At 73.4% G+C, this 18,773-nt stretch carries 14 protein-coding genes and 1 pseudogene; 4 read left to right on the top strand and 11 right to left on the bottom strand.

Annotated features, from left to right (window positions below; genetic code table 11):
* Positions 1–6: 6 nt before the first annotated feature.
* On the bottom strand, positions 7–1,320 hold the full coding sequence (locus tag AC067M_RS32520) for an ArsB/NhaD family transporter (protein WP_478700628.1): 1,314 nt from the start codon (positions 1,318–1,320) through the stop codon (positions 7–9).
* Positions 1,321–1,422: 102 nt separating this feature from the next.
* Between AC067M_RS32520 and AC067M_RS32515 the strand changes: the two genes are divergently transcribed.
* Positions 1,423–7,284 carry a WD40 domain-containing protein gene (locus tag AC067M_RS32515; protein ID WP_478700627.1) on the top strand — a complete coding sequence of 1,954 codons (5,862 nt, stop codon included), beginning with the start codon at positions 1,423–1,425 and terminating at the stop codon, positions 7,282–7,284.
* Positions 7,285–7,291: 7 nt separating this feature from the next.
* Here AC067M_RS32515 and AC067M_RS32510 read toward each other — a convergent pair whose 3' ends face one another.
* Entirely contained in the window at positions 7,292–8,446 is a 1,155-nt protein-coding gene (locus tag AC067M_RS32510; RefSeq protein ID WP_478700626.1) for an FAD-dependent monooxygenase, read from the bottom strand.
* 83 nt (positions 8,447–8,529) lie between these two features.
* Entirely contained in the window at positions 8,530–9,279 is a 750-nt protein-coding gene (locus AC067M_RS32505; RefSeq protein WP_478700625.1) for a helix-turn-helix transcriptional regulator, read from the bottom strand.
* 53 nt (positions 9,280–9,332) lie between these two features.
* On the opposite strand from AC067M_RS32505, the gene AC067M_RS32500 reads away from it, so the two are divergent.
* On the top strand, positions 9,333–10,532 hold the full coding sequence (locus AC067M_RS32500; protein WP_478700624.1) for an MFS transporter: 1,200 nt from the start codon (positions 9,333–9,335) through the stop codon (positions 10,530–10,532).
* Here AC067M_RS32500 and AC067M_RS32495 read toward each other — a convergent pair.
* On the bottom strand, positions 10,490–12,232 hold the full coding sequence (locus AC067M_RS32495; RefSeq protein WP_478700623.1) for an acyltransferase: 1,743 nt from the start codon (positions 12,230–12,232) through the stop codon (positions 10,490–10,492). The genes AC067M_RS32500 and AC067M_RS32495 overlap by 43 nt on opposite strands.
* 9 nt (positions 12,233–12,241) lie before the next feature.
* Positions 12,242–13,072 (bottom strand): inositol monophosphatase family protein, encoded by an 831-nt coding sequence (locus AC067M_RS32490; protein ID WP_478700622.1) that lies wholly within the window; start codon positions 13,070–13,072, stop codon positions 12,242–12,244.
* A 98-nt stretch (positions 13,073–13,170) separates the two neighbouring features.
* Between AC067M_RS32490 and AC067M_RS32485 the strand changes: the two genes are divergently transcribed.
* Both AC067M_RS32485 and AC067M_RS32480 read left to right on the top strand, forming a co-directional pair.
* Entirely contained in the window at positions 13,171–14,157 is a 987-nt protein-coding gene (locus tag AC067M_RS32485; RefSeq protein ID WP_478700621.1) for an AsnC family transcriptional regulator, read from the top strand.
* 118 nt (positions 14,158–14,275) lie between these two features.
* Entirely contained in the window at positions 14,276–14,674 is a 399-nt protein-coding gene (locus AC067M_RS32480) for an SseB family protein (RefSeq protein ID WP_478700620.1), read from the top strand.
* A 135-nt stretch (positions 14,675–14,809) separates the two neighbouring features.
* Here AC067M_RS32480 and AC067M_RS32475 read toward each other — a convergent pair whose 3' ends face one another.
* From AC067M_RS32475 to AC067M_RS32450, 6 genes and pseudogenes are all read right to left on the bottom strand, one after another.
* Positions 14,810–15,601: a WD40 repeat domain-containing protein gene (locus AC067M_RS32475; RefSeq protein ID WP_478700619.1), complete on the bottom strand. Its 792-nt coding sequence runs from the start codon at positions 15,599–15,601 to the stop codon at positions 14,810–14,812.
* Positions 15,594–16,695, bottom strand: a pseudogene (locus AC067M_RS32470) (nSTAND1 domain-containing NTPase). The gene AC067M_RS32475 and the pseudogene AC067M_RS32470 overlap by 8 nt, the downstream one beginning before the upstream one ends.
* The gene (locus AC067M_RS32465) at positions 16,662–17,189 is read right to left on the bottom strand and encodes an ATP-binding protein (RefSeq protein WP_478700618.1); all 528 of its coding nucleotides are present in this window, start codon (positions 17,187–17,189) and stop codon (positions 16,662–16,664) included. Before AC067M_RS32465 ends, AC067M_RS32470 begins: the two are co-directional and overlap by 34 nt.
* The gene (locus tag AC067M_RS32460; protein WP_478700617.1) at positions 17,186–17,521 is read right to left on the bottom strand and encodes a hypothetical protein; all 336 of its coding nucleotides are present in this window, start codon (positions 17,519–17,521) and stop codon (positions 17,186–17,188) included. The genes AC067M_RS32465 and AC067M_RS32460 overlap by 4 nt, the downstream gene beginning before the upstream one ends.
* Positions 17,522–17,649: 128 nt before the next feature.
* Positions 17,650–18,054, bottom strand: coding sequence for a MarR family winged helix-turn-helix transcriptional regulator (locus AC067M_RS32455; protein WP_478700616.1), 405 nt, complete (start codon positions 18,052–18,054; stop codon positions 17,650–17,652).
* A gap of 63 nt (positions 18,055–18,117) precedes the next feature.
* A complete protein-coding gene (locus tag AC067M_RS32450) occupies positions 18,118–18,468 on the bottom strand; it encodes a VOC family protein (RefSeq protein WP_478700615.1) in 351 nt (116 codons plus the stop codon).
* Positions 18,469–18,773: the final 305 nt, after the last annotated feature.

The following is an 18,773-nucleotide window of genomic DNA, read 5'->3' as shown; positions in this document are numbered from 1 at the left end:
CGCCGCCTACCCGGTCAACGCCAGCGCCACCACCGACGCCGTCACCGCGGCGACGGCCAGCACCGCGCCCGTCCCCATCAGACGGGCCACCGGCACCCGTACCCCGTAGGCGTGGCACCGCTCGTACCACAGCAGCGTCGCCAGGGAGGCCCACGGGGTCACCACGGGGCCCACGTTGGTGCCGATGAGGAGCGCGAGGAGCTGGTCGTGGTTGCCGAGCGGGACGGCCGCCTCACCGGCCAGGTAGACGGGGAGGTTGTTGAGGACGTTCGACAGTCCGCCGCCGACCGCCGCCGCGCGGAACAGGCCCCACGGGCCGCCGTCGTGGCCGACCGCGGTGGCGAGCAGGTCGTGCAGTCCGTTGGCGTTGACCGTCTCCACCACCAGGAACATCCCAGGCACCATCACCAGCAGCCGCCACGGCACCAGCGACAACCGCAGCACCGACCTGCGGCGCACCGCGAACGCCGCCACGGCGACAGCCGCGGCCGTCGCCGACGCGATCCACAACTCCACATCGGCGACCAGGATCGCGAGCAGGAAGCCGGCGCAGGCCAGGCCGCACGCCCGGAACAGCACCGGGTCCGCGGGCCGGTGCACCTCGGGCGGCGGGTAGCGGTCGGCCCTCCCGGCCCGTACGTCGTCGGCGCGGGCGGCACCGGGCCCACCGGACCGGGCGCCGACGCGACTGGGCACGCCCGCACCGGCGTCCGTCCCCCCGGCCCGCCCGGCACCCGGCAGACCGTCCCCCCGCCGTCCGCGCCGCCAGTAGAACACCCACAGGCACGCCATGGTCACCCCGACGGCCGCCAGTTGCGGCGCCCACATCCGGCCCGCGAGCCCCAGCGGGGACAGCGCGACCCGGTCCGCGGCCAGCAGGTTCGTGAGGTTGGAGACGGGCAGCAGCAGGCTCGCCGTGTTGGCCAGCCACACCGTGGTCATCGCCAAGGGCACGGCCGCGATGCCCACCCGGGAGGCGAGCGCCAGCATCACCGGCGTCAGCAGTACGGCGGTGGTGTCGAGGTTGAGCGCGATGGTGGTGACGGAGGCGAAGGCCACGCAGAGCAGGAACAGCGCCGCGTAACTGCCCCGCCCGGCCCGCGCCACGCGAGCCGCCACCACGTCGAACACCTCGGCCCTGCTGGTGAGTTCGGCCAGCACGATCACCGTGCCCAAGAACGCGAGGAGCGGGGCGATCCGGGTCATCGCGTCGGCCGCGGACCCGGTGGGCAGCAACCCCGAGGCCACGCACACGAGTCCGGTCGCCAGCAGCCCGATCGCCACCCGGTCCAGCACATGCAGACGCAGTAAGACACGCACGGGTGGAAGCGTCGCACATCCGTGCCCCGCTGTGACCAGGGCCTGCTCGGAGTGGCTGGAGAAACCGTATGAGTCGCCGCAGACTCCATGCATCATGGGTGGATGGTGGCTCGTCAGATCGCCCCGGGGGACACCGGGCCATTGGACTTCTTCGTCAGCTACTCACCCGCCGACGAACGCTGGGCGTCCTGGATCGCCTGGACCCTGGAGGAGGCGGGCTACCGCACGGTCCTGCAGGCGTGGGATTTCGTGCCCGGCACCAACTTCGTGGACTTCATGGACCGCGGGGTCAGCGAGTCGGCCGCCGTGATCGCCGTACTCTCCCGCAACTACGAACGCTCCCGTTACGGCCGAATGGAGTGGCAGGCAGCGTTCCGGGCCGACCCCGACGCCCCCGAGCGCCGACTGCTCACCGTACGCGTCGAGGACATCCCGGTGGAGGGCCTGCTCGCCACCATCACCTACGTCGACCTGGTCCCGGTCACCGACGCGTCGGCCGCCCGGGACCTGCTCCTCACCCGGGTCCGCCAGGCACTCGACGGCCGCGCCCGGCCCAGCCTGCACCCCGGCTACCCGGGCGGCAACGGCTACCCGGCACCGCCCGCCCCGACGACGCCCGCCGCCCCGCCGCCCGGCCGACCACTGGGCCGCCCCGGCTGGGCCGGACGCCGCAGGCCGGCGGCTCCGCCGGTGTACCCGAGGGTCTCCCCGGACGCCGGCGCCCGCGAGGCGGTGACCGTGCTGCACCTGGCCGGGCCCGCCTTCGGACGCGGCCAGGATCCCGCCGAGTTACAGGCGGCGATCTGGGGCGACCTGGTCGAACTCACCGACTCCGGCGCCCCCGCGCCCGACCTGCTGGTGGTCACCGGCGACCTGACCGCCTCCGGCAGCCCCCGGGAGTTCGAACAGGCGCTGGCCTTCCTCACCGGGATGCGGGCCCTGCTGGGCCTCGAACCGCACCGCGTCGCCCTCGTCCCCGGCGGCCGGGACGTCAACCAGGCCGCCTGCCGGGCCTACTTCAGCACCTGCGAGGCCGACGAGTTGCCGCCCCGGCCGCCGTACTGGCCCAAGTGGCGCCACTACGCCCGGCTCTTCCAGGAGCTCTACCAGGGCCTCGACGCCGTCTACGACAGCGACCAGCCCTGGACCCTGTTCCCCGTGCCCGAACTCCACACCGTCGTCGCCGGGTTGAACTCCTCGATGGCCTACAGCCACCGCCTCGACGACCAGTACGGCATGGTCGGCCCCGAACAGGCCGCCTGGTTCGCCCAGGCACTGCGCCCGTACGAGGACGAGGGATGGCTGCGCCTCGGCGCCCTGCGCCATCCGCTCGGCACCGCGCGCACGACCGGCCCGGCGCGCGGCGGAGTCCCGGACGCCGCCGCACCGCTGCGCGACACCGACGTACTGACCCGGCTGACCGCGCCCCGGCTGCACCTCCTGCTGCACGGCCCGGCCGGCCCGGGCACGCCACCCGTGCTGGCCACCTCGTCCGGCGAGGTGCAGGTGCTCGGCGCCGCCGGACCCGGCCGGCACCGGCTGCTGTGCATCAGCCGGGACGGGCTGGCGGACTGGGACGGCCCCGGCGAACCCCGGCGACGCCGGGTCGAGTGGCGGCGCGCCCACCGGCTCTTCCGCCCCGGACCGGAGGACCCGGCGAACCGCACTCCGACCGATCCCTCGGCTCCGGCCGACCCGGACGCCGTCCCCACGCCGGAGCCCGAGCCGCGCGCCGTGCAGTCCCCGGCCGAGGTCCTGCTCGCCCGGGTCGCGGAGGTCTGCCGGACCCGCCGCGAGGGCGCCCAGATCCGGGCTGTGACCGACCCGATTCCTCAACTGCTGGTCACCTGGAGCGAGTCGGACTACGTCCGCCAGCAGCGGGTGGCCGTGCACATCGGCACCCCCACCACCGAGGACGTCGAACGCCTCGCGGCCGTCCTGCACGCCGCGGACTCCGAGACAGAGGCCGAATTCGTCCACGACGGCCCCCCGCCCGCCCGTGACGTGCGTGACCTGGGCCGCCGCAGGAGCATCCGGGTCCGCAGCTTCACCGAGTTCCAGGGCCTGCTCGACCTGCGGGGCTACGTCGCCGCGCAGAGCGAGCGACTGCGCACCGACCCTCGCTACCCACCGGGCATGTACCTCCCGCAGCGATACCGCGAGGTGGAACGCCTGGACGCCGAGGACCGGGACGGACTGGTCGACGGCATGCTCCGGCTGCTCGACTCCGACCAGGGCCGGTTCCTGCTGCTGCTCGGCGACTTCGGACATGGCAAGACCTTCGCCCTGCGCGAGCTGGCCCGCCGCATCCCCACCGAACTTCCGTACGTGGTCCCACTGTTGGTGGAACTGCACGCGCTGGACCGGGCCTACTCCTTCGAGGGACTGGTCGCCGCCCACCTCGCCGCCCACGGCGTCGACAACATCGACCTGCGCGCCTTCCGGTACATGCTCCAGCAGGGCCGGATCGTGCTGCTCTTCGACGGCTTCGACGAACTCGTCAACCAGGTCACCTACGACCGCGCCACCGAACGTCTCCAGGTGTTGCTGGACTCCGCCGTCGACAGCGCCAAGATCGTCGTCAGCTGCCGCACCCAGCACTTCCGCTCCCAGGGCCAGGTACTGACCGCGCTCGGCGAACGCGTCGGCATGCTCCCGCAGCGCCGGGTGCTGGCGGTCCAGGAGTTCACGCCCCAGCAGATCCGCGCCTACCTGGTCAACCGCTACGACGGCGACGAACGCGCCGCCGACCGCCGGGTGCGCCTCCTCGACGCCATCCCCGACCTGCACGCCCTGTGCCGCAACCCCCGGCTGCTCGGCTTCGTCGCCGACCTCGACGACGACCAACTGCGCGCGGTCGCCGGAGCGGGGCGTGCGCTCAGCCCCGCCGGGCTCTACCAGGAGGTGCTCACCGCCTGGCTCCGCTTCGAGGAGGAACGCGGCACCACCGGACGGGCACCCGGACTCGACCTGGACCAGCTGTGGAACGCGGTCACCGCGCTCGCCCTGCGCCTGTGGGAGAGCGGCCAGGACTCGCTGCGCCTCGACGAACTCACGGACGTCGCCGAGACGTTGACCGGGCTCGCGGACAGTCGCCTCTCGGTGCCGCAGACCGCGCACGCCGTCGGCTCCGGCACCTTGCTGGTCCGCACCGAGGACGGCCTGTTCCGCTTCATCCACGGCTCGGTCGTGGAGTGGCTCATCGCCCGCGAGTGCGCGGTGCGGCTGGCCGCCGGGGACACCGCACTGCTCGGCAGGCGCCAACTCAGCAGACTGGCCGTGGAGTTCCTGTGCGACCTCGCCGACCACCGCGCCTGCCAGCAGTGGGCCGAACAGATGCTGAGTGCCGGGGACTCCGGCAGCGCTGAGGTCGCCCGCGCCAACGCGGTGAAGATCCTCTCCCGGCTGCGCGTGCCCGCCCACACCGACCTGCGGGGCGCGGCCCTCGCCGGTGAGGACCTGTCGTACCGCGACTTCTCCGGCGTCGACCTCACCCGCGCCGACCTCACCGACGCCCGGCTGATCGGCGCGAACCTCTCCGGCGCCGTGCTGCGGCAGGCCCGGCTGACCGGCGCACGGCTCGACGGTGCCGACCTCACGGGGGCCGACCTGCGCGGCGCGGACCTGCGGCGGTCCCGGCTGATCCGCACCGACCTGACCGGCGCGCGCGTCGAGGGCGGCCGCTGGCGGCGGGCGGCACTCGTCTCGGCGACCACAGGATCCACCCTGCGGGGCACTCCGGAGCTGGCGGCCGCCGCGACGGCCCCCGGGATGTCTGTCGACTCCGGCTTCCGGCCCTCCGCGGTCGGCGTGCCGTACGGCTTCGACATGCGCACCAGCCGGCTGCCCGAGCCGATCTCCTACAGCCCGGACGGCGAACTCCTCGCCGTGGGCAGCGAGGACGGCGGTGTGCTGGTCTGCGATGCCGTCACCGGCGTCCCCCTGCGCACCCTGGAGGGCCACACCGGCCGGGTGTACGCGGTCAAGTTCCGCGACCGGGTGCTCGCGACCGGCAGCGCCGACGGGACCGTACGACTGTGGGACCCGGTCTCCGGCCAGTGCCGGCACCGCCTGCCGGTCCACCCGTCCGGCGTCTGGCCGGTCGTCCTCGACGCCGGCGGCTCCCTGCTGGCGACCGGTGACGCCGACGGTGTGGTCACCCTCTGGGACGCGGCCTCCGGCACGCCGCTGCACCGGTTGCACGGCCATTCCGCCCCCGTCTACACGGTGACCTTCGGGCCGGACGACACCACCCTGGTCACCGGCGACGCCTCCGCCGCCGTACGGCTGTGGGACATCGGCACCGGACGGCTTCTCGGTGAACTGGAGGGGCACCGGGGAGCGGTGTTCCGGGCCCGGTTCAGCCCCGACGGCACTCGGCTGGCCACCGGGGACATGGGCGACGGGAGGTCCGGCACGGTCCGGGTGTGGGACATCGCCGAGCGGCGGGTGCTGCATGAGTTCGCCGGACACGCGGGCCGCGTCTACACCCTGGACTTCCACCCCGGCGGCCGCCTCCTGGTGAGCGGCGACACCGAGGGGGAGGTACGGCTGTGGGACCTCGCCGCCGGAGGCTCGGCCGGGCTGCTCGGCGGCTGCCGCGGCGCCGTGTACCAGGTGCTGTTCGACCCCGAGGGGACCCTGCTCGCCGCCGGGGACAGCGCCGGAGTCGTCCGGCTGTGGCGCGTCGAACCGGCGGCCGACCGGGCCCCCGGCGGCCCGCCCGCGGCCGTGCCGCTCAGCCGGCAGCCCTCAGAGCACCGTGGCTCGGTCTGGGTCTGCAAGTTCCGCCCGCACGGCGACACACCCGCCCCGGAGACCGGCTCGCTGCTCGTGACCGGCGGCAACGACGGCGTCGTACGGCTCTGGGACCCCGCCACCGGGCAGGGCCGACGCATTCTGCGCGGCCACGGCCGGCGCATCGGCACCCTCTCCTTCAGCGCCGACGGCTCCCTGCTCGCGGCCGGCGGCAACGACGGCGTCGTCCGCCTCTGGCACGCCGCCTCCGGGCGCAGGCTCCGCGAACTGACCGGCCACAGCGACCGCCTGGTCTCGGCCGTGTTCAGCCCCGCGGGCGGCACCCACCTGGCCACCGCGAGCAGCGACGGCGACCTGTACCTGTGGAACGCCGCCACCGGTGAGTACCAGCGGGAGATGGACGTCGAGACGGAACACGTGTGGGCCGAGGCCTTCAGTGCCGACGGCGAACTGCTCGCCACCGCCAACGACGACGACACCGTACGGCTGTGGTACCGGGCCACCGGCGCGCACGTCGCCACCGTCGACGAGCACTACGGGAGGGTCCGTTCCATCGACTTCCGCTCCGACGGCGCGGTCCTCGCGACCGGCTGCGACGACCGGAGGGTGCGGATCTGGGACATAGGCGATCACCGGATCACCGCCGTACTCGACGGACACACCGACCGCGTGTACGCCGTGGCCTTCGCGCCCGACGGTTCCTGGCTGGCCAGCGCCTCCTGGGACGGGCGGGCGGTGATCTGGAAGGACGGCGCGGTCCTGCACCGGCTGACCGGCCACACCGGCAAGCTCTGGACGGCCGCGGCCCACCCCCTGCGCCCCCTCCTGGCGACAGCCGGCGACGACCGGACGGTCCGCCTGTGGGACGTCCGCACCGGCCGGGAGACCGCCGCCCTCACCGGTCACACCGGCCGCGTGCTCGCGGTCGCCTTCAGCCCCGACGGCTCCCTCCTCGCCAGCGGCGGCGAGGACGGCACCGTACGGCTGTGGAACGTCCCCGCGGACGCCCCGGCCGAGCTGCGCGCCACGCTGGTCGGCATGCCGGGCGGCTGGGCCGCGCTCTCGCCGTCCGGCGGCTACAAGTACGAGGGCGACGTCACCGGCGAGTTCTGGCACGCGATCGGCATGTGCCGCTTCGAACCAGGCGAACTCGACGACATCCTGCCGGGGGTGCGGCAGGTGCCGCTGGACGATCCGCTGGGGTGAGTGGATGTCACGCCTGGGCCCAGACGTCAGCGTCCCAGTCCAGGTGCCGGAGCAGCTCGTCGTCCGTGGGCGGGGGAGTGGCCGGGCCTGGACGGGCGTCGTCGCGGCGGGAGATCTGTCCGCTGACGGCGATGTTGTGCTCGACGCGCGGGCGGCGCAGCGCCTCGTAGGCCGTCAGGGCCCGCTCGATGTCCGGCGCGTCCCGGAGGGCCTTGGCCAGGACGACGGCGTCCTCCAGGGCCATCGACGCGCCCTGTCCCGTCGCCGGTGAGGCGGCGTGCGCGGCATCACCGATGATCAGAGTCCGTCCGGCGCGCCAGGGAGCGCCGAGGGGCATCTCGGTGGCGTGGGTGACCATCAGGCGGTCGGCGGTGTCCGCCACGATCCCCGCGGCCGGAGTGGCGTCCTCGCGCAGGAGCGGCACGAGCAGATCGCGCCAGCGGTCCGGCGTGCCCTTCGCGAGCTCCTCGGGCGGCAGCGGTTCGCCCGTCACACGGGCGAACCAGTACGTCTCCCCGGCCGGACTCACCGCGTATCCGAAGGCGGCGGCGCTGCCCCGCACCAGGGTGATGCGCCCGGTCTCCTGCGTCGCAGGCGCCTCGGTGGTGTAGCCGTAGAAAACCTGCTCGCCGGCGTACACGGGCCGGGCGGCCGGGGCGAACGACCGGCGCACCGTGGAGTGCAGACCGTCGGCGCCGACGAGGAGGTCACCCGTCGTGGTGCCGCCGTCCGCGAAGTGGGCGGTGACGGCGTCCGGGCCCTCCTCGACGGAGACGAGCCGGGCGCCGTGCCGGAGGTCGACGCCCCTGCGTACGGCCTCCGTCTGCAGGGCGGCGTTGAGCTCGCCCCGGCGCAGGCACCGGTACCGGAGAAGCGCGTCGTCGGACTCTGCCCCGGTGAGCGGCCGGTTCGCCAGCTCGGCGCCCGTGCCGTCGAGCACACGCAGCGTGGCCAGCGGGAAGCCGATCGCGGTGACCGCGTCCAAGGCGTCGATCTGCGCCAGGGCCCGGATTCCGTTGCTCGCCAGCGTGAGGAACGCGCCGATGTCCTCGGCGGCGGTGGGATGCGCCTCGTGCACGGTGACCTCGAACCCCGCCTTGTGCAGGGCCAGTCCGGCCGCCGTACCCGCCGTGCCGCCCCCGATGACGATGATCCTCGCCACGCCTCGAACTCCCCTCGCGTCCACACGACTCCGGCGGCCGTACCCGGGTCAACGCCGGAAGACGGTCGGGAGTTCCGGCCGGATCAGGACCGACGGCCCTGGTACGCCCCCGGCGTGTGTCCGAATGTCCGGCGGAAGACGTCGATGAACGCGCTGGCCGACGCCCAGCCGCAGCGGTGCGCCACGGTGGTGACCGGGGTGCCCTCGGCGAGGAGCACCAGGGCCTGCTGCAGCCGCAGTTGCGTGCGCCACTGTGGGAAGGTCATGCCGAGGTCGGCCCGGAAGAGCCGGGACAGGGTGCGTTCACTGGCGCCGACCTGCCGGGCCAGGGCGGCAAGCGTGCGGTTGTCGGCGGGGTCGGCGTGCAGCAGGTCGCAGAGGTCCCGCAGGCGTGGGGCGGTGGGCGTGGGCAGGTGCAGCGGTTGCTGCGGCGAGGTGCGCAACTGGTCGAGCAGGACGGCCCGCAGCCGTGCGCGCTCCGGACTCTCGTCGAGCGGGGCACGCGTGTAGGCGAGGAGCAGCTCGCGCAGCAGCGGGCCGACGGCCAGGACGGTCGGCTCACCGAGCCCGAGTGGGTTGTCGTCCGCGGGCAGGCCCACCAGATGCAACTCGAGTTCGCCGTGGGCCTGATGGGCGTGGACCGTGCCGGCCGGGACCCAGATGGCGCGGGTGGCCGGTGCCACCCAGGTGCCTGTGCTGGTGGTCACGGTCAGCACTCCGCGCCCGGCGTACACGATCTGGTCGTCGTCGTGCCGGTGGGCGTCGATCTGCGCGCCGGTCGCCATCCTCTGGGTCCGGGTCGGCGCGACCGGCTCGTGGCGGATCTGCGTCATTGGATGGCAGTTTATTGGAAGCACGACAATCGCGTGCTGCCGACGATGGTGACGTGCCGAGAAACAAGTCGATCCTCCTGCTCTCCGTCGGACACGCCTGCGTCGACGTCTACCAGGGCGCGGTGGCCGCGCTCGTGCCCTTCCTCGTCGCCGAGCGCGGCTACGGCTACGCCGCCGCGTCCGGCGTCGTCCTCGCCGCGTCCGTGCTGTCCTCCGTCGCCCAGCCGGTGTTCGGCCTGTTGACCGACCACCGGGCGATGCCCTGGCTGTTGCCGCTGAGCACCCTGCTCGGCGGGGTCGGCATCGCGTTGAGCGGCGTGAGCGGGTCCTACGGGCTCACGCTCGCCTGCGTGGCGGTGTCGGGGCTGGGTGTGGCCGCCTACCACCCCGAGTCCGCCCGCGTCGCACGGCTCGCCTCGCGCGGCAGTCACAGCGCGATGAGCTGGTTCTCCCTGGGCGGCAACATCGGCTTCGCCCTGGCGCCGGTGCTGGTCTACGCGGTCGTCGCCACCGGAGGCCTGCGGCTGTCGCCGCTACTGGTGGTGCCGGCCCTCGTCGGCAGCGTGCTCTGCTTGCCCGTCACGCGCGGGCGGAAAGCCCTCGAAGACGCCCGCGCCGACGCGGCGACACCGGCCCGGGGCGACGACCGGGCGTCGTTCGTGCGGCTGGCGCTCGCGGTGGTCTGCCGGTCCGTCGTGTTCGTCGGCCTGAGTACGTTCGTCTCCCTCCTCGCCGAGCAGCGCATGGGCGGCAGCAGGGCGGCGGGCACCGCGGCACTCCTGGTGCTCTATCTCGGTGGCGCGGTGGGTTCGCTGCTCGGCGGCAGGCTGGCGGACCGCTGGGACCGGGTGACCGTGTGCCGCTGGTCGTACCCGGCGACGGCCGTCGCGGTCGCCGGGATCGTGGCCGTCCCCGGCCCCGCGCTCTACCTCTTCCTCGCCCTGGCCTCCGCCGGCCTCTACGTGCCCTTCTCCCTCCAGGTCACGCTCGGCCAGGACTACTTGCCCTCCCGGGTCGGAACCGCCGCGGGCATCACCCTCGGCCTCACCGTCAGCGTCGGCGGCCTGACCAGCCCCCTCGTCGGAGCCCTCGCCGACGCGACGTCCGTGGGCACGGCGCTGACGCCGCTGGTCCTGATGCCCGTACTGAGCTGGTTGCTGTTCCGGACCCTGCGCGAACCTGCCATGCCCGGGCGGACCATGACGGAGTGTCAGTCAGAGCCGGAGACTCCCGTGGCCGGCTCGGGGCGGTGAACACCGCGTGGCCGACAGCCCAGCTCGTCGGAGAGGCCCAGCAGGTCGGCCAGGTACCAGACGATGGCCAGCCACATCTCCGTGCCCTGCAACCCCGGTTCCGGGCCGGGCCCCGACCCGCCGGGGCCGAAGCCGAAGCCCCGGCCGTCCTGCCAGCGGGGCAGGAGCGTGGTCAACTGCCGTTCGGCCCAGGCGTGAATCTCGGCCGTACGGTAGCCGCCGCCCGTCCCGAGCTGCCGGGTGCACAGCCACAGGGGGTGGGCCACGTCCAGCACGTTGCAGGCGTTCTCCTGCCCCGCGCCGAAGTGGCGACTGTCGCGGGCGTGGGCCAGAACGATGTCCACGACCCGCTCCGGATGCGGGACCGGCAGGCCGTACTGGGCGAACGAGCCGCGCGTGAGCCGGTAGTAGCCGTTGACGACCTGGAGCCGACCGGTGCGGGGGGAGGGCGAGCCCCACATCCCGGTTTCGGGGTCGGCACGGGTCAGGAGCCAGCCGAACAACGCTTCCAAGGTGCCCGGCCGCACACCTTCCGTCGCCGTCTCGGTCTGCGCGTGCCGCAGATTCCAGTGGGCAGCCGTGGCCCAGGCGTCGATCCAGGCGCCCGCACCCCACGCTCCCTCGCGCCACGGCAGTCCGTCCAGCCGCTCGATCAGCTGACGCACAGTCATCTCCCGTACCCCGTGCACCGGGTGGGGGAATGAGGCGCCCAGCAGGTCGAGGGCGTAGCCGACGGAGAGGACGTGATAGAGCGCGGCACCCTCGCCGAGGAAGCCGTCGGCGTCCACCGTGGGCGGCCGTTCCCCGAGTTCGGGCACGAGTCCGGTGATCGGGTCCTGGGCCGATCGCAGTCGCTCGACGTGCTCTGCGGAGGTCAACTGCTCCGGCGCGCGGCCCAGCAGCAGGTCGGCGATCTCCACGGCGTCGCAGTGCGCCCGGAGGGTGGGTGCGACCCCGGGCCGGTCGAGGTAGCCCTCGCCGTCCCAGCAGCGGGCGAGGACGTCGTCGGCCTGGTCGCGGGCGCGGTTCGCGAAGCGGTCCAGTGGCAGGTCCCCTGCGGCACGGCCCGCCGCGCTCCCCGCCCCGTTCGTCGTGCCGTTCCCCGTCCTACCCTGTGCCCCACCGCCTGCCTCGTCCCGCCGGTCTCGTAGCCGCCGTGCCGGATTACCGGCCGCCACCGTCCAAGGCGGCAGATCCTTCGTGACGACCGCTCCCGCGCCGATGACGCAGTGGTCTCCGATGGTCACGCCGTCCACGACGATCACGTTCGAGCCGACCCACACGTCGTCGCCGACCTTGATGCCTCGGCTGGTGAGCGGCTGCTGGAAGACCGGCCGGTCGGGGGACATCGAGTGGTTGAAGCCCAGCAGCGAACTGTGCGCGCCGATCCGTACACCGTCGCCCAGTACGACCGTGCCGCGCACCGTGGCGAACGGGTTGAGCGTGCAGTGCGCACCCGTGGTCAACTCCCCGGTGACATAGGCGTGGGCGGCGATGTACGAGTCGTCCCCGAGCCGCAGCCGGTCCGGGAACACCGCGGCGGACCCGGCGACGTAACACCGCTCACCCACCTCGCTGTCACCACCGATCGCCCGCTGCACCTCCCACTGCTCCTCCCGCTGTTCCTCGGTGGCCTCCGCGGCGAACAGCCAGGGGCAGTGGTCGAAGTGCCGTACGGACGGCGGCTCTCGCTGATCCATGGACGCACGCTAGGCAGATGCGGGCCGGTGCGGGAAGGGCACGGCCGTACCGCGCACCGCGAGCACGTCCAGCAGGCGCTTGTGCAGCGCTTCCCCCGCGACGAGGAAACTGTCGCGGCCGGCCCGCCAGGGCTCGCCGTCGGCGTCGGTGACCACGGCACCCGCCTCCTGGGCGACCAGGGCGCCGGGCAGGAGGTTGGTGTCGTCACGGCCGTACTCCCAGAAGCCGTCGAGGCGTCCGGCGGCCGTGTCGGCGATCTGCCAGGAGGTGGGCCCGAGATTGCGTACGGCGGCCACGTGGGGCAGTACGGCGGACAGCGACCGCCCGGCCTGCTCGGCGACCTGAGGCTGCCGGGCGACGAACGGCGGCTGGCTGGTGGCGAGGACGGCCGCGGCCAGGTCCGTCTTCGCCGACGGGGTGACTGGCAGGCCGTTGCGAGCGGCCCCGTGCCCCCGGGCGGCTGTGTACGTCTCCTTCAGCAGCGGGGCGTGCAGCACAGCCGCCACCGGCTCGCCGTCGCGGACCAGCGCCAGGCTGACGCAGAAGTGCGGCAGCCCCTGCAGGAACTGCACCGCTCCGTCCACGATGTCCACGATCCACACCTCGCCGTCCGACGGCAACGCGGCCAGGCTGTCCAGTTCCTCCGCCCAGGCGGCACCGGGCCGCAGCGCCCCCAGCCGCCGCCGCACCACGGCGTCGCCCGGGGTCTCCACCGCGGCGAAGGAGGCGGCGAGTTCGTCGAAGGTGACCGCGGGGGCCGGCCGGGGCGTGGCCAGCAGCAGTTCGCCGACCTCGTGAGCGGTGTCGGCCATGGTGGTGAGCAGGTCCTGGCACGTCATCTCGGTCTCCCTGGGTGCGCTGGTGTACGCCCTGATCCTCGGCGGGGATGCCCAGGTGGCGGCATTCCGGGCCGCCGAAGTGAGCGATACTGCCGTTCATGGCGGACCGAATGGCGGATCATGTACTCGACGAGCGCGACCAGCGGCTGATCGGCGCGTTGCAGTGCGACGGAAGGCTGACCGCCGAGCGGGCCGGCGAGGTGCTCGGCATGAGCGCGCGCACGGTGCACCGGCGCTGGCAGGCCCTGGCGGCGGAAGGGGTGTGCCGGGTGATCGCCCTGCCGGCGCGGCCCGACCCGGTCGGTGCGATGCTCCTGCGGATCCGGGTGCTCGGAGGCAAGCTGGACGCCCTCACGGCCGCTCTGGCGGCGCGTCCGGACATCCCCTTCATCGACGTCTCGGCGTCCGGTGACGAGATCCTCGCCGTCTCGTTGACCCGGCCCGGAACCCGAGACCACCTGGTCTTCCGGGAGCTGCCCGCCACCCGTGCCGTCACCTCGGTGATTGCGGACACGATCCTGCACGTCTTCGCCGAGGCGTCCGACTGGCGGCACGGCGTCCTGAGCGACGCGGAACGCGTGGCGCTCACCCCTGGACGGGGCGACACACTGGGTGCGTCGGACGAGGTGGACCGCGACATCCTCGCCGCCCTGGAGGACGACGCCAGGGCCCCGGCGGCCGCGGTCGCCGCGCGCACCGGCCACCCGGACTCCACCGTGCGGCGCCGCATCGCCCGGCTCGCGGACACGGGCCGCCTGCGCACCCAGGTCGTGGTCGATCCGCAGCGGCTCGGGCTGTCCATCGACGCGAACGTCCTGATGCGCGTCGCGCCCGACCGCCTGGACCCGGTCGGCCGCACCCTGGCCACCCACCCTGCCGTCCACGGCGCCTTCGCCACCACCGGCACGGCCAATCTCCAGGCGGCCGTCTGGGTGCGGGACCTCGATCACCTGTACCGGTTCATCACCCGGGACCTCGGTGGCCTGGGCGTGGACGGCGTGGAGACGGTCATCATCGGCCACGCGGTCAAACGCCCCGGTCGGTCACCTCGCCCGGCACGGCTCGCCGTCTCCGATCGCGTCTGATCACGATTCCCCGCCGTGCGGAGGATTGGCTTGCGTCGGGGTCGGGTACGCGAGGCCAGACCCCGTCCGGTCAGATCACGCCGGCGGGACCACACCGCTCGCTACCAGGGGACCTGCCATGGAGACACCCGCCAACGACCACGCCGCCACCCCCGCCCAGCAGGCGCTGGACGCACTGGCCCGCAACACCGAGGACACGCTGGCGCTGGACACGCTCGCCCACAGCGAGGTGCTCGTGCCGGTGCCCGACGACGCCCGTGAGGAGGACGCCACCGACCCCGGAGCGGTCGCGCTGCCCGTACTGGAACAGCCGGGCGGGGAGGTGATGGTGCCCGTGTTCACCTCCGAGGTCGAGATGGCCGAGCTGCTGCCGTACGTCTCCCGCTACCGCCTGGTACCCCTCGGCGCCCTCGCCTCGCAGTGGCCGTCCGGCGACCTCTCACTCACCATCGACGCGGCCAACAACCACAGCCTGACCCTTACCTCCGAGGGCGTACGGACGCTGCTGGCGCGGTGAGCGCGGGGGCCTCACGGCCTTCCGTCGTCGGCCCACCGCCGCCTCGGTGCGAGCAGCGCCGGGTGGCGGGCGGCGGGCTCCTACTTGGCGGTTGTACTGGACGCACGGACCAGAAGGGCGTCCGTACGCTGCCTGTCACGCGCACGGCGGTTCCGACGGGGCCCCGTCCGGCAGCAGCTTGCGCTCGGCTTTGGTGTAGTCGCGTGCTGCAGCGGCGCACAGGGTGCGGAACTGGACGTCGGGGCGCAGATCGAAGGTCTGGTGCAGGCGGCCGGTGTCGACGGTCAGGCGGTGTCCACGCACGAAGCCCGCGAACCAGTCCAGGCCGCCCGCGACCGGCAGGGGGTAGCAGGCACCGTCGCCCGGGTCGTAGATCAGGACGTGATACTTGCCGTATCGGTGCGTGACGACGCTGCCGCCGGGACCGAACCCGACCAGGATGTCGTTGGCCGCTTGGGGCGCGCCGCGGTCGAGCGCTTTCCCGCGGTCGACGTCCCACACACGCACCTGCCCGTCGGTGTTCTTCGCGGCGAGATGCGAGCCGTCCTCGTCGAAGGCCACCGGCCCGGTGGTGAAATGGGAGAAGCCGGCCGGCAGGCTGAGGGCAGACACGGTCAGTGCTTTGACGCGTCGGGGAGCCCGGACATCCCACAGTAGGATCTCGCCGGTCCGGGCTCCCGTGCTGGTGACTGCGGGGACTTGTCCGAGGTGCCCCGGGCGGGCGATGAGCTGGCTCCTCGCGACGGACCCGTTGGAGAGGCCGGTGCCGACCCAGTTCGGTGCGGGGTGGACGAGGAAGGGTCGGGTGCGCACGGACGCGTCGGCGGCGTCGACGCGGGCGAGTCTGCCGTCCACCGTCAGCAGAACAATCTCGCTGCCCTGCAGCGCGGCGACACTGTTCACTTCGCCACCCCGCAGCTCAGTCACACCGTCGAGTTCCTTCGCCCCCGCCACGACCTCGTCGAGGGGCACACTGTCGCCCAAGTCCCGCGCTGAGTACGACCGGTACAGAGTCGGCCAGGTCGGTGCCGTTCAACAGGCGACCGGGTTCGCGGAGTTGTAGCTGCCAGCGGTGCAGGTCGGCCCGAAGTTGTTCCTGCCATGAGCGGAAGTCGCGGGAGTCGACGAGCCAGCGCCTCAGGCGCGGCCAGAGCTCGGTCAGCGCCTCGTGCGCGAGATCGACGATCTCCTCTCCCTCGGCACCACCCGGGGGCGCGGGAGAGGACGACGAGCTTGCCGGGGGCCAAGTCCCTTGTCAGAGCGAGGAGTTCCGGGGCGAGGTCGGCGGCGCGGGTGGGCCTGCGGGCGAAGGAGGTGCCACCGTCGCCGGGCCGGGCCAGCTGGACGAAGAGCCGCCGGGCACAGTCCCGTTGGGACTGCGTCAGCGGGGCGAAGGCGTCGTCCGCGTAGCCGACGAGAGCGCCCGCGACGCCGCCCAGGTCGTCGTAGGCGGCGTGGGTGAGCATCGAGCGGGTACGGCGCTTCCACAGCTCGGTCAGGGCGAACTGAACCAGTGGCATCCGCCCGGGTTCGTCACCCACATCCACGACGATCCGCTCCGGCAGCCCCGGCTCGAACCACAGCCCCGGCACGGCGTCGACGGGCGCCGTCACCGCCCGCTCCAAGTCCTGTGCGGCCAGAACCGCGAGGAACTCCACGGCCTCGCTCACGAGGTCGGACGTGCCGGACGTCACCAGCACACCGAGGGAGTCGGGCCGCGCGGTGGCGACGACCCGCAGCACGGCCGCACCGTCGTTGCCCGCCAGGGCGGCGAGCAGCGTGAACAGATCCCGGGCGGCGGCGGGATCGACGCCCGCGTACTCCTCGAGCTGGTCGACGAAGAGGACGTGCCCGCTGCCTTTTCCGCGGGAGAGGACCCGGCCGCGCAACTCGGCGGGCACGTCGGCGCCGGTCTCCAGGAGCCCCGCCAACTCCTCGGCTCTGGTGAGCCGTTCGACCTCGCCGAGCCCCGGCTCCAGGACTGCGGTCAGTGCCCGGGCGAGTACGGCGACCGCCCGCACCCCCCGGGCCGCAGCTCGGACACGCTCATGCCCTCGGCCCGTAACCGGGGCAGCACCCCTGCCCGTACGAGGGAGGACTTACCGCATCCCGAGGGACCCACCACCAGCGTCACCGGCCGCCTGCGCACGGCCGCCTCCAAGCGGGCGATCTCGCTGTCGCGGCCGTGGAAGAACTCCGCGTCGTCCTCAGTGAACGCCGCGAGCCCTTTGAACGGGCAGCGTGGCCGCAGCGTCCCCTCGTCGACCAGATCGGCCGACGGCACCAGATACGCGGTGGGCTCGCCCCGGTGCGCCGCGACCATCATGCCGACGACGCCGTCCTGCGTCTCGTCCCACACGGGTGCCCCGCTGAACCCCTCCGCGATGCGCGGCCCCGGCTCCTGTGCCTCGATCTGTAACCAGCCCAGGCCCTGCCCGGCGCGTAAGGCGCCCGACGCCCACACGCCGTGGTCGAGCCGGCCGGGTAGCCCAGCGCTCGGAACGGGTGCCCTCATACGCCGGTCCCGTCGACGAGCGGCGCCGGACGGGCTCCCCCGACCACCGTTTCGAGCCGCAGCAGCGCCACGTCCGCCCCGTCGCGCCGCCACGACACCACGCCGGCCCGCGCCCGGGGGCGACCGCCCAGCAGCGGAAAGTCGAGGTCCACCTGCCCCTCGGGCGCGCCCTCCGCGGTGTCCGGCACCCCGAGTGCCCTGGCGACGACATGGGCGCAGGTGCACACCACATCGGCGGCGACGAGGAACCCCGCGCCGATCACCGCACCAGCGGCCGAATGGATCCGAACCTGCGACGCCTCCAGGACGTCGCTCCCCCGTACAGCGGCCATCGACCCCCGCTTCCCGACTTGTCGCGTGGCACAGGACAAGTCAGCATCCCCGGGAGGGCTCCCACGCACAACTCACCCTGCACGGCACACGAGGAAACCGGTCGGGCTGTCAGTCCCCGGGCCCCGACCTACTGCCCGGCCTCCTGCCCGCCCAGCATCCGCACCAGCGCGCCCCGCTGCAACGGCAGCACCTCCGCGTGCAGCTCGCGGCCCTTGGCGGTCAGGGCGACCCAGACGCCGCGCCGGTCCTCGGCGCACACGGAGCGTTCCACCAGGCCGTCCTTCTCCAGGCGGCCGATGAGGCGGGAGAGTGCGCTCTGGCTGAGATGGACCCGTCCGGCGAGGTTCTGCACGCGGCACAGGTCGCCCTGCGCGGGTGCCTCGGCGGCGAGGATGTCGAGGACCTCGAAGTCGCTCGCACCCAGGCCGTGCGGGTGCAGCACGCGGTCGATCTCGCACATCGTGCGCGCGTGCACCGACAGGATGTCCCGCCACCGCTTCTCGAGCCCGGCGTCGACGGTCTTCGATGCCATACCCGCACGGTAACACCGATCCGGCCATAGTTGACTATGCAACTAGTGGCGCGGGGGGAGGCCTCAGGCTGTCGGGTCCTGGGTCAGCCCCACCAGATTCCCGTCCGCGTCCTTCACGAAGGCGATCAGCTTGCCGCCGCCCACGTCCTGGACGTCCTGAAGCACCTCGGCACCCGCCGCCACCAGGGCCGCCAGCCGCGCCCGGATGTCGTCCACGTGCCAGTACGGCACCGGCCCGGTCATCCCCCTGGCGTGCCCGTTCGGGTCCAGTCCGACGTCCTGCCCCGCGGACTTGAAGCCGACGTAGTACGACTCGTCCGCGTACGGCTCGACCTCCAGCAGCGCGCTGAACAGGGCCTTCGCCCGCTCGAGGTCCTTCACGGGGTAGATGATCGTCTTCAGCGCGGCGGCCATGACGTACTCCTCGGGTCAACGTGAAAGCGACGGTTTTCGTCGCTGTTCCCACGCTAGGCCGGAGACCCGCCCCACCGCTTCTCCGATCCTGACCGGCCACCGCGGACCGGCTCCCCGTCCATGGCGGGGGACGTTCCTGGTCGGCCGATGTCGTGGCGGCGGGCCGGAGCAGGGGGGCGCCCCCGCCTGGCGCGGCACTACGGAGCGCACCGTCGGCGGGTTCTCGGGGAGTTCGCCGACGGGATCTGCCCCCTCGGTGCCGCGGCGCGACGCAGCCGCCCCCACCGCCGCAGCACGACAGAGCC

It is taken from the genome of Streptomyces sp. NPDC043427 (assembly GCF_056436655.1).
The sequence above is the reverse complement of the archived record's forward strand: the minus strand, read 5'-3'. Positions and strand labels throughout refer to the sequence as shown.